This is a genomic window from Peptoniphilus harei (assembly GCF_900454685.1).
GTDB lineage: Bacteria > Bacillota > Clostridia > Tissierellales > Peptoniphilaceae > Peptoniphilus_A > Peptoniphilus_A harei.
This window is the reverse complement of the sequence record NZ_UATM01000032.1, coordinates 1,806,511-1,818,480: the sequence shown is the minus strand read 5'-3', so window position 1 is coordinate 1,818,480 and position 11,970 is coordinate 1,806,511. Positions and strand designations below refer to the sequence as shown.

The following is an 11,970-nucleotide window of genomic DNA, read 5'->3' as shown; positions in this document are numbered from 1 at the left end:
TGATATGGATAAAAAACTAAAAAAAGATTTTAAAAAGAAAATTATACGAAATAGGGACGCTCCTGAAAAAAACATGGATAGTAAACTTGTTCATTCAGATGATTATACCAATAAGATTATTAAGACTAAGGATAGGTTCGGAGATAAAATTTCAGAAAAAGAATCTAAACTTATTCACGAGAATGTATTAGCAAAAGATCAAAAACAAGATAAACTAAAAGATTTTCAGAAGGCTAAAAACAAGGAAAGAATTAGAAAAGAAGTTTTAGATAATAAGGATAAGGCTGGAGAAACAAAACAAGCTAATCTTGAAATAAGGACAGATGAAAGCTTTAAACTTGATGAAGACTTAGATGTGACTTCAAAAAAGTAAATTTTGATAGTGAAAATAGTAGAAATATTAATCCTGATAAACTAACAACAGATGATATTTCAGCGAACTCTGAAGTAATAAGCAATAAGAAGCCATCAAGTAAAAGACAAGTTCTCAAAAATTACGAGAATAAACTTATCCATAGTAAGGATAAATTCCAAGACAAAATCAACGAGAGAGAGTCTAAGAGAATCCACACAAGCGAAGATAAACCTATCGAAGCAAGGAAAAGCAAGAGAGTATATAAAAAAGATAAGCTTGTTAAAGATGAAGTAAGCAATAATGAGAGTAATGCTAATATCGATAAAAAGCAAAAGCAGAAACTTTATCAAGAAAAGAATTTTAGAGATAAGGAAAAAATTTCTAAAGAGATAGATAAAGAAAATAAGCTAAACGAAGTTGATGCAGATAAAACTTTTGATAATTCGAAGGTTAAAGAAAATAATCAAGAATTTATAAAAGATGAAAAGGAAACAAGCCTTAAACCTTCAGAACAAAAGAAAGTTAATAAAAAGAAGACCTACTACAAGAGAAAAAATTATGAAAGTGATAAATTCACCCGAAAGAAAATTGATGACTTAAAAAATGAATCTAAGAAAGTTACAACGAAAGATTCTAAGAAAGCACAAGATGTTAAAGACTTTATCTCAGATAAAAAGATTGGAGAGCTTGAAAAGTCTAAAAGTAAGCTAAAGGATAATATCTTAAAGAATAAAACTAAAGGAAGTCTATCTTCTGGGGTTTTATTATCTGGAGCTAAGTCATCAGAGTTAGTGAGAGATTATCTAAGTTCAGGGTCTGATAATACTGGTGTAGAATCTGGAGAAAAGGCCGCTAATGTAAGCTCTAAACTCCAGCATGGAATAAGGAAGTATAAGTTAGACAAAAAGAAAAAGTCCTTAAAAAAGCTATCTAAACTAGATAAGAAAATAAGAAAGAGAAAAAGCAAGTTGGAGTTTAAAAGTGGCTTGGAAGATTTAAAAAAGTCAGACGCCTATATAAAGAAAAATAGATTTAAGAAGTTTTACCAGAGAAAGCAAATGAAGAGCATGATAGCTAAAAAACACGAAACAAGACTTGTAGATAGGGTTAAAAAAGCTATTTTAAGTTTAGGTAAGGCTTCTAAAGAGCTAATCGTAAGAAAAAGTAAAATGGTTCTATTTCTAGTAATAGGACTAGGTCTTATGCTATCAATCATGATTTGTGGTGGAAGTGTTGGTATGAGCGGGTTAAGTAACTCTGTAAACTCAGTAATGACAACAACATACTTATCACAAGATACAGTTCTAAGTGAAGTTAATCAAGAATTTTCATCAATGGAATATGATCTACAATCACAAATAGAAAGTGTAAAAACAAGTCATCCTGGATATGACGAATATATCATAAATAAAGAAGGAGAAATTGGTCATAATACCCATGAACTTTTATCCTATATAACTTCAAGATGTGGAGAAGTAAAATCAGCAACTGAAGTAAAAGGAATTTTAAAAGAGCTTTTTGACAAGATGTATAAGCTTGATTTTAAGGAAGAAATTGAAATTAGAACAAGAACAGTAGCAAGAACTAGATATGATAGTCGTGGCAATCCTTATACTAGCTATGAAAAAGAAGAGTACGAATATAAAAAGTTAATTGTAACTTTAAAGAAAAAAGAAATGGATGAAGTTGTTAGGGAAATATTTAAAGATTATCCAGATAATGTAGTTCATTATGAAGCTCTTCTTGAAGCTAAGGGGAATATGGGAGATGTTTTTGGATCAGGTAATGGGGACTTAGGAGAAATAGTAGATAATCCAAACTTTGGAAATCCTGGTCTTGCTTTTGATTCAGCCACTGCAAAGGCTCTTTTTAATGAAGCAGAAAAACATATAGGCAAAAGATATGTGTTTGGAGCAAGTGGACCATCTAACTTTGACTGTTCAGGTTTTGTATGTTGGTCATTTACAAAGTCTGGTGTAAAGAGTATGCCAAGAACAACTGCATGGAGAATATACAAAGACTATTGTAATCCAGTAAGTCCAAGTGAAGCTCAACCTGGAGATATTATATTTTTCCATTCAACATATAACAGTGGAACACCAATATCTCACGTAGGAATATACGCAGGTAACGGAATGATGATTCACGCAGGAGATCCAATTCAATACACATCAATAAATTCAAAATATTGGAAATCACACTTTTATGGTTTTGGAAGACCAAGATAGAAGGGAGATATTATGTGAACAGAAAACTTATAAGTATCAGGAACAAAAAGAAAAAAATAGAAGATAAATTGAAAGATTTAAATGCAAAATACAAGGAAATTTGCGATGAAGAAATACAAGTTGAAAATGAAGAAATAATTGTAACTCTTAGGAGGAACAATATTAGTTTGGAAGAATTAATGGAGAAAATTAATGATAGAAAAAGAGAAGAAAAATTAAAAGAAAAGGAGAACATTCATAATGAAGAAATTTAATACGAACAGACTAAGAGCCTTTTTTATGGCTCTTTTATTAGTTTTAACATCAACCTCAACTACTAATGTACTAGCTAAAGCTGATGATACAGATGGTAGTAAAAAAGTGATAGAAAGTTCTATAAGTAAAATTAGTGATTTAGAAAATCAGATCAAAGACTTAAATGATAAGAAACAAGAAGACCAATCAAAGATAGATGAATTAAAGGAAAAGTTAGAATCTTGCAAAGATAATGGAGAGAATCTGAAACAAGAAAAGGCTAAATTAGAAGAAAAGATTAGAGATAAAGATAATAAGATTGTTCAATTGAATAAAGAAATTGAGAATCTTAGAAACTCCAATAATGATGAACTAATAGCAGAAATTACTCAACTTAAAGATGAATTAAAAAGATTACAAGATGAAAATGCAAAACTAAAAGAAGATTATTCATCTACAAAATGGGAGTTAGAAGCTGAGAAAGAAAAGACCGATAAAAACGAAAATAAAGTCAAAGAAATGCAAGAAAAGCTCGAGTCTTTAGAAGAGGAACTTTCAAAGAAGACTAAAGAAATTGAGGATAAAAATAATAGAATTAAGGACTTAGAAAAAGTTCTTGAAGAAAAAGATACTAAGATAAAAGAATTAGAGAATAAAAAGAAAGAGACAGAAAATTCTAAGTCAGAATGCTTTAAGAAAATTGAAGAGCTTCAAAAGGCTATTGATAGTTTAAAAGAATCTTCTGAAAATACTAAAAAAGAATTAGAAGAAAAAATTAAAGAACTAGAAGAAAAACAAAAAGCTTCTGAAGAAGAAATTAAAAAGCTAAAAGAAGAATTAGATAAGAAAATTGAAGAAGCAAAGAAGTTAATCGAGGAAGCAAATAAAAAAGCGAAAGAAGAACTTGAAAAACAAGTTAAAGATGAAAAAGACAAAAATCTAAACCAAGACTTATCTAAGAAATTAGATGAACTTCTAAAACTCCAAAAAGAAAACAAAGATAAGAAAGAAGATAATAAATCTCAAGATAAAAAGTGGGACGAAATTTTGAAAGCTGATGATAAGAATATCCTAAATCAATTTGATCTTAACAAGATGAAAAAGCAAGAAGAAAAACAGGACAAAAAACAAGTTAAAGATGAAAAAGAATTTGCAGTTTTCCAAGTAGACAAAAACTTTTATAACATTATCAACAAAGATGGTAAGACAACAGTATATATGGATGTAAAAACTTATGTAGACCAAGGAAGAACTATGATTCCAGTAAGATATATTGCTTATACTCTAGGTTTTAATGTTGAGTATGACAACTCTACTCGTGAAGCTATTTTCTCAAATAAAGAGAATAATATCCTAGCAAAAAAGACATTAAGACTAAATATTGATACTGGTGTTATGAAAGATTCAGATGGAAAGGTCTACAATTCAGATGTTAAGCCAGTGATTATAAATGGAAGAATTCATGCTTCAATTTCAAATATTGCTAAAGCTTTTGGAGCAAGTCATGGAGATATTAAAGATGGCAAAAACCAAACAATAGAATGGGACAATGCTAGAAAAGCAGTCTATGTATTTAAAAATGTAAAATAAGAAAGGATAGAAAAATGAATAAGAGTATTAAACGAGGAGTAGCCATAGCGTTACTCCTTTTTACATTTACAGTACCAGCAACTACATTTGCGATGACAAATGAAGGACAAATTGAAAGTCAAAACGAATCAATCTATGAACCACAAAAAGAAGAATTTGAGAAAATGTTGAAAGATGATGTTTTTACACCATCAAAAGAAGAAATACCTTATCAAGATGTTCCAAAAATACCAGGAAATACAAGAGAAGCAAACAAGTCTTCAAATAATCCTTCAAATAATCCTCCTAAGAAAACACCACTTGTAAAAGGTGGTAATACAAAGGCAGTAAATAGTCTAGCAACACAGGAAAATAAGGCAAGAGGTTCAGTAATTGAAAATGTAGATAAGAATGGAAAAGATATTACACCAAGTGGAGATACAGAAAAAGATAAAGAAAATCCAGTTGATGTAAGACAATTTTTAACATTTCAAACCAAAAGTGGAAAAACTATGCACCTAATAGTAGATCACTCATCAAATCAAGATAATGTAAGGCTATTGACAGAAGTAGGAGAGCAAGACCTACTTAATATGATTGAATCAGAAGATAAAAACACTATAAAGGTTAATGAGCCTAAGAAAGAAGAAGTAAAAAAAAGAAGAACCTAAGACTGTTCCAGTAAAAGAAGAAAAGAAAAGCGGGATAGGATCATTTCTAATTGTTGCACTTGTAATTGGAGGAGTTATAGGAGCAGGATATTACTTTAAGGTAGTCAAAGCTAAGGAAGATAAAATGTTGGAAGACTTTGAAGAAGATGATGAGGATTATATTAGTGAGTCAGAAGATGAATCTGACAATTAAGAAAGTCATGAAGAATCTTTAGATGAAGATGATGAACTATTATAAGGATATTAAACTTAAGTACAATTGAACTTTTGTCACGAATATGATACAATATCCGTGACAAAGGAGAATTGTAATGAGTTCATATATGGAAATAATATCAGATAAAATAAATAGTTTTGATTCACATAAAGTATTTTTTGCAAATGACTTTTTAGATATTGCATCTAATGCTACAGTTAGACAAATATTAAAAAGATTAGCAGATGAAGATAAAATCAAGCGTGTCATCGATGGCTTTTATTACAATCCAAGATATAGCGAATTAATTGGAGAGTACGAAGCAGTATCAATTCACGAGTTAGCACTTGCCATAGCAAGAAAATACAATTGGAATATTGCACCATATAATAGCACAGCCTTAAATTTGTTGGGACTATCCACACAAGTTCCGACTCACTATAAATATATATCTAGTGGAAGATATAAGGAATATAAAATTGGGGATACGGTTTTAGAATTTAAAAAAGTAAATCCAGGAGAGATTGCTAATATGTCCCTAAAGACCGCAACAGTTATTCAAGCAATTAAGTCTTTAGGTAAAGAAAATATAACTAGTGAAGTTATACAAAAGATAAGAGAAAACTTAAGTGAAAAAGAAAGAACAGACTTAATGAATGAGTCAAAATCAGTTCCATCATGGATATATGAAGTAATAAGAGAAATTTGTGAGGGCAAAAATGAATAAGTTTTATATAGAAAACAAAGAAGACTTAAGAGTTTTAATAGTAAATACAGCCAGAAAGAAAAATATATCTGAAGCAGTCATTGAAAAAGACTATTGGGTTACTTTTATCTTAGACTATCTATTTAATGAAAATAAATGGAAAGAATATTTTACCTTTAAAGGTGGAACATCACTTTCAAAATGCTTTAGACTCATTGAAAGATTTTCTGAAGATATAGATCTAATTTTAGATTGGCGAGTATTAGGATATGAAGAAAAAGAACCATGGATAGAAAGATCAAATACCAAGCAAGATAAATTCAACAAAAAAGTTAATGAAAAGACAGAAATATTTTTAAAAGATGAATTTTTAAAAGTTTTAGAAGAAGATTTAAAGGATTTTGATTTTGAATTTTCCATAGATACAATAGACCCACAAACAATTCTATGTAAATATCCTAAAATCTTTGAATCTAATTATTTGACACAAAATATAAGACTCGAAATAGGAAGCCTTGCAGCATGGACACCTGCAATTGATGTTGAAATATTACCAATAATTAGTGAAACATATGCAAATGTATTTAAAGAAAAAACTAATATAAGAACAGTATCAGCAGAGAGGACTTTTTGGGAAAAAGCAACTATACTTCATCATGAAGCGAATAGACCAGAATCTTCTCCTATGCCACATAGGTATGCAAGACACTTTTATGACCTATATAAAATTGCAAATTCAGATTTTAAAAACAAAGCCTTAGAGGATAAAGAATTACTAAAGAAAGTGACTGAATTTAAAATGAAATTTTATCCTAGGAAGTGGGCAAAGTATGAAGAAGCACTAAATGGTAGATTAAAGTTAGTTCCAAGAGAGTTTCGATTCCCTGAAATAGAAAAAGATTATAAGGCTATGTCAGAAATGATTTATGGAGACTATCCAAACTTTGAAGAGATTATAAAAGTTCTTAAAGAACTAGAAAAAGAAATTAATAAGTAGAATTTTCCCGAAAATAATATAATCTTCGGGAGAAATACTTTGAGCGAGAGAGAAATCTTTCGCTCTTTTTTTTATTTATGGAGGTATTAATGAAATTAGTAATAGCAGAAAAGCCAAGTGTAGCAGTTACAATTGCAAAAGTAATTGGAGCAAGAACAAGAAAAAACGGATATTATGAGGGGAATGGATACATTGTTTCTTGGTGTGTAGGTCATTTAATTCAAATGGCAAGTCCAGATAAGATAGACGAAAAATGGAAGAAGTGGACAATAGAAACTCTTCCTATAATTCCAGAAGAATATATTTATGAAGTATCTAAAAACACTAAGAAACAATATGGGGTTTTAAAGAAACTTTTAAACAATAAGAACATCGATACAGTTATAAATGCTTGTGATGCTGGTAGAGAGGGAGAGCTTATTTTTAGGCTTGTATATAATCAAGCTAAATGTAAGAAGAAGATTCAAAGGCTTTGGATATCTTCAATGGAAAACAAGGCTATTGAAGATGGCTTTAGAAATCTTAAAGACGGAGAAAACTTTGAAGACCTATATAGATCAGCAAGTGCAAGAGCTATTGCAGATTGGCTTGTAGGAATGAATTTAAGTAGGCTTTATTCTTGCATTTACAAGGAAACATATTCAGTTGGTAGAGTACAAACACCAACTCTATATTTAATAGCTAAGAGGGATAGTGAAATAAACCTATTTAAGAAGCAAAAATATTATACAGTTGACCTATCTTATAAAGGATTGAAGCTAGTATCAGATAGAATTGATAAAATTGAAGTTGCAGAACAACTATTAAATCTGCTAGAAGATGAAATAGTTATTACAGAGGTAGAAGACAAAGAAGTAAGCACAAAACCAGATAAACCTTATGATCTCACTACCTTACAAAGAGAAGCAAATAAATATTTTGGGTATTCAGCAAATGATACTTTAAATCTAGCACAAGCTTTGTATGAAAAAAAGCTAATCACATATCCAAGAACAGATAGTAGGTACTTAACCGATGATATGGTTAATACTATGAAAGAATTATTAGAAGGACTTGAAGAAGATTTTAAGGTTAATGAATCAAATTTTAAGTCTATTTTTGATTCATCTAAGGTTACAGACCACTATGCAATTATTCCTACTATATCTGGAATTGGAAAATCTAAAGATTTATCTGATAAAGAAAGCAAAATCTATAATTTAGTTAAGAATAAATTACTTGCTTCATGTTCGGATAACTTAAAGGAATCTAGTAGAAAAATCAGATATGAATATGATAAATTTAACTTCAATGCAAGTGGAAAGACTATAATCGATGAAGGTTATACCAAGTATCTAAAGCCTTATGGAAAGGAAAGACAAGAAAATGAATTACCAGATGTAAAGACTGGAGATAAAATTAAGCTAACTTCTAAAAATATATCGGAGAAATTTACCAAAGCTCCAAGTCATTATAATGAAAATACACTTTTAAAGGCTATGGAGAGTGCAGGAGTAGAATCCCTGGATAAAGAAATAGAAGTGGAAAGAAAAGGCTTAGGAACACCAGCTACAAGAGCAGGAATTATCGAAAATCTTATCCATAAGGATCTCATAAGAAGAGATAAGAAAAATCTACTTGTAACAGAAAAAGGCAATAGACTTGTATCAATTGTAGAAGATAAGTTTAAGTCTGCAGAAACGACATCTGAATGGGAAATGAAACTTGCAAAGATTAGCTCTGGAAAAGTAGATAAAGAAGACTTTTTAAGAGAAATAGAAGATAGTATAAGGGAGCTTGTAGATAGGTACAAGAATAATCTAAATGAATAAGGTAAAAATATTAGAGCTTTTCGGTGGCATAGGTGCTATTAGAAAGGCTTTTATTAATTTGAAAATACCTTATGAAGTTGTTGATTATGTAGAAATAGATAAGGCTTGTGTTAAATCATACAATGCACTTTATGGAGAAGACTATAAGCCAAAATCAGTAGTAGGATATAAAGCTCCTAATGAAAAGATAGACTTAATTATGCATGGAAGTCCTTGCCAAGACTTTTCAAGAATAGGGAAAAAGCAAGGAGGAGCAAAGAATTCTGGAACTAGATCAAGCTTACTATTTGAAACAATTAGAATAATAAAAGAAATGAAAGAAAAACCTAAATGGATAATTTGGGAAAATGTAAAGGGAGTCCTTGATAGAAATATGAGGGACTCCTTTTTTATTTATCTAAAGGAGCTAGAGAACCTTGGATATGAGAGTAAGTATGAAATTTTAAATGCAATGGACTTTGGGATACCTCAAAAAAGAGAAAGGATATTTGTTGTTTCATGTCTTGGAGCAAATAGCTTTTCTTTTAATAAATTGGAGAGGAAAGAAACAAGACCACTAAGTGAATTTTTAGAAAAAGATGTAAGTGAACTTTATACTATGACCCAACCTTATATGCTGAAATTTTTAAATAAAGGCATAGATAACAGTTTTAGAGGGCGACTCAAAGTGATTAAAGATTTTTCTTATACTATTTCTACAAAACAGATGAGAGTACCCAATTCTGGAATAATAGATATTGGAAATGGTAAATATAGGTATTTAACAGAAAGAGAATGTCTAAGACTCATGGGTTTTGATAATAGAGATATAGACAAACTAGAAGAAGTACATCCAAGAAGAAAAAATTGCACCTCAAGCAAACTATATAAGCAGGCCGGCAATTCTATTGTGGTTGATGTTTTAATGGCAATTACTAAAGTGTTAATGTAGGTTAGTGTAATTAATATACTAAAGATGATATAATAAATAATAGAAAGGACATAACGATGGATATTAGAAAATTTATTTCAAAATTTAAAAATCATCCAGTTCTTTTTATTGGTACTGGCATGAGTTTAAGGTATTTAGAAAATTCATTTAGCTGGGATGCCTTATTAAAAAGAATTTCTTTTGATTTAACTAACAGCGATGAATTTTTTTATGATATAAAATCAAAGTATCATGATGAATATGGATATAAATATGACTTAATAGCATCGGATTTACAAAAAAGATTCGATGAGGATGTGATGAATGATAGAAATGGGAAATTTAAATATATAAATGATGAATTTTATGAATTGATGGATAAAGGTAGAAACATAAGTAGATTTAAAATTTATATATCTAAGATCCTTAATGAACTTGATTATAAAAACATTGATGAATTAAATGAATTTAAAAAATCAAGAAAGAATATCAGCTCTATTATAACTACAAATTATGACGTTATGCTCGAAGATATATTTGGATTTAAACCATTAATAGGTAATGATATTTTATTAAGTGACCCATATGGATCTATATATAAAATTCATGGATGTGTTACTCAACCTGATAAAATAATAATTACCAATCAAGACTATAATAAATTTAACGAAAAATATGAATTAATAAGAGCTCAACTTCTATCTTTATTTATGCATAATCCAATAATATTTATGGGTTATAGTATAAGTGACAATAATATCAAGAGTATATTAAAAACCATTTTTACTTATGTTGATCCAAATTCAGATGAAGCGGAAAAAGTCAGAAGGAATTTTTTATTAGTAGAACATGAGAAAGATTCTGATAATACTCAAGTAGTAGATCATGATATAGATATCCAAGGAATTCCAACAATAAAGATAAATAAAATAAAGACTGATAATTTTACTTTAATATATAAAACCTTAGCAAACTTACAATTGCCAGTATCTGCAATGGATATAAGGAAAGTTCAAAATGTTTTTAGAGATATAAAATCAGGTGGAGATATAAAAGTTAGTATAACTGATGATTTAGACTCTTTAAAAAATTCAGAAAAAGTTATAGCTGTGGGATCTGTTAATACAATAAAATATTCATTTCAAAATACAAGCGAGATTATGAAAAATTATTTTAAAATAATTGAAGAAGAAAACTTTCAGTTGCTTGAAGTTATAGATAAACTAACAATTCAATCTCAACAATTTTTTCCTATTTTTGGTTTTTCAAAAATAAATAAAAACATTAAACGCACAGAAGATCTTAAAGAAAAACAAAGAGAAAAGATGAGAGTTTTAGAAAAAACAATGATGGAAAAGAAAAATTTAAAGGAAACTCCGAATACAATTAGAGAAATTTTAAAGAGTGAGACGATAGGAATCAGTTTAAAACCTAATTTAATAGCTTATCAAATTTTAAAAGGTAATGTAACTTTGGAAGATGCAGAAAATTATTTTAAGTCGTTGAGTGAAGAAGATAAGACAAAAACAGAATATAGAAGGCAATTGTGTGCGTATGATCTAAAAAAATATGATAAATAACACAAGTAATAATATACAATAAAAAGTCGGTAGATAAACAAAAATCTATCGTCTTTTTTATTACTCTAAAAAGGAGGTAGAAAATGCAAGTAAATGATTTTAAGAATATACAAGAAGCAATTAAGTATGAAGTTTTGCAAGATGAAAAAGAATATTTAAAACTCTTAAAAGTTATAGGCAATAATCAGAAATATGATTTTTCTAGTCAATTGAGTATATATAACAAAGAACCTGAAGCTAGAGCTTGTGCGACTTTTGATATGTGGAAGAAATATTTTGGAAGAGTTGTTATGAGAGGTCAAAAGGGTATTCCGATTTTAGTTGGAAATGATGTAAATCAAAGAGTTTCATACATCTTTGATATTAGTCAGACCACATCAATGGATAGGAATATTAATGAGGTTAGCTTATGGCAGTTTGACCACGAAAACCATAATGAGGCTTTAAAAGAAATAATAAATGCTTCTTCATTTGAAGCGAGTGATTCACTTAATGAAAATATATTTTCTTTAAGCCGAATTTATGGAGATGAATATATTAACTTGGTTCTTGCTGATTTAAGGATAGATACAGAGGATAGACTTAGCTTTGAAAAGTTTATGAGAGATTCAATATCCTATGCAGTAGCTAATAGGTTTAATACAGTCTACCCTATGGATATGGAAAATTTAAAAAATAACTTTTCGAGGATTAATACAATTTCTTTAGAGCAG

At 29.2% G+C, this 11,970-nt stretch carries 7 protein-coding genes and 2 pseudogenes; all 9 read left to right on the top strand.

The window, feature by feature from the left end:
* Nucleotides 1–4: 4 nt before the first annotated feature.
* Nucleotides 5–2,583, top strand: a pseudogene (locus tag DRZ96_RS09955) (CD1108 family mobile element protein).
* Between the two features lie 14 nt (nucleotides 2,584–2,597).
* A complete protein-coding gene (locus tag DRZ96_RS09950; protein ID WP_002839226.1) occupies nucleotides 2,598–2,837 on the top strand; it encodes a hypothetical protein in 240 nt (79 codons plus the stop codon).
* Complete coding sequence (locus DRZ96_RS09945) at nucleotides 2,824–4,407, top strand: stalk domain-containing protein (RefSeq protein ID WP_112890530.1); 1,584 nt, start codon at nucleotides 2,824–2,826, stop codon at nucleotides 4,405–4,407. The genes DRZ96_RS09950 and DRZ96_RS09945 overlap by 14 nt, the downstream gene beginning before the upstream one ends.
* A 14-nt stretch (nucleotides 4,408–4,421) precedes the next feature.
* Nucleotides 4,422–5,250: pseudogene (locus tag DRZ96_RS09940) on the top strand (CD1107 family mobile element protein).
* 118 nt (nucleotides 5,251–5,368) lie between these two features.
* Nucleotides 5,369–5,980, top strand: coding sequence for a DUF6088 family protein (locus tag DRZ96_RS09935; protein ID WP_050152885.1), 612 nt, complete (start codon nucleotides 5,369–5,371; stop codon nucleotides 5,978–5,980).
* A complete protein-coding gene (locus DRZ96_RS09930; protein ID WP_112890529.1) occupies nucleotides 5,973–6,956 on the top strand; it encodes a nucleotidyl transferase AbiEii/AbiGii toxin family protein in 984 nt (327 codons plus the stop codon). Before DRZ96_RS09935 ends, DRZ96_RS09930 begins: the two co-directional genes overlap by 8 nt.
* 89 nt (nucleotides 6,957–7,045) lie before the next feature.
* On the top strand, nucleotides 7,046–8,767 hold the full coding sequence (locus DRZ96_RS09925; RefSeq protein ID WP_112890528.1) for a DNA topoisomerase 3: 1,722 nt from the start codon (nucleotides 7,046–7,048) through the stop codon (nucleotides 8,765–8,767).
* Entirely contained in the window at nucleotides 8,760–9,698 is a 939-nt protein-coding gene (locus DRZ96_RS09920) for a DNA cytosine methyltransferase (protein WP_112890527.1), read from the top strand. The genes DRZ96_RS09925 and DRZ96_RS09920 overlap by 8 nt, the downstream gene beginning before the upstream one ends.
* 56 nt (nucleotides 9,699–9,754) lie before the next feature.
* A complete protein-coding gene (locus tag DRZ96_RS09915; protein ID WP_019132807.1) occupies nucleotides 9,755–11,257 on the top strand; it encodes an SIR2 family protein in 1,503 nt (500 codons plus the stop codon).
* Nucleotides 11,258–11,970 lie beyond the last annotated feature (713 nt).

Coding starts and splice junctions, on each gene's coding strand:
- DRZ96_RS09945 (WP_112890530.1), top strand. CDS start 2,824: ATGAAGAAATTTAATACGAACAGACTAAGAGCCTTTTTTATGGCTCTT.
- DRZ96_RS09935 (WP_050152885.1), top strand. CDS start 5,369: ATGAGTTCATATATGGAAATAATATCAGATAAAATAAATAGTTTTGAT.
- DRZ96_RS09930 (WP_112890529.1), top strand. CDS start 5,973: ATGAATAAGTTTTATATAGAAAACAAAGAAGACTTAAGAGTTTTAATA.
- DRZ96_RS09925 (WP_112890528.1), top strand. CDS start 7,046: ATGAAATTAGTAATAGCAGAAAAGCCAAGTGTAGCAGTTACAATTGCA.
- DRZ96_RS09920 (WP_112890527.1), top strand. CDS start 8,760: ATGAATAAGGTAAAAATATTAGAGCTTTTCGGTGGCATAGGTGCTATT.
- DRZ96_RS09915 (WP_019132807.1), top strand. CDS start 9,755: ATGGATATTAGAAAATTTATTTCAAAATTTAAAAATCATCCAGTTCTT.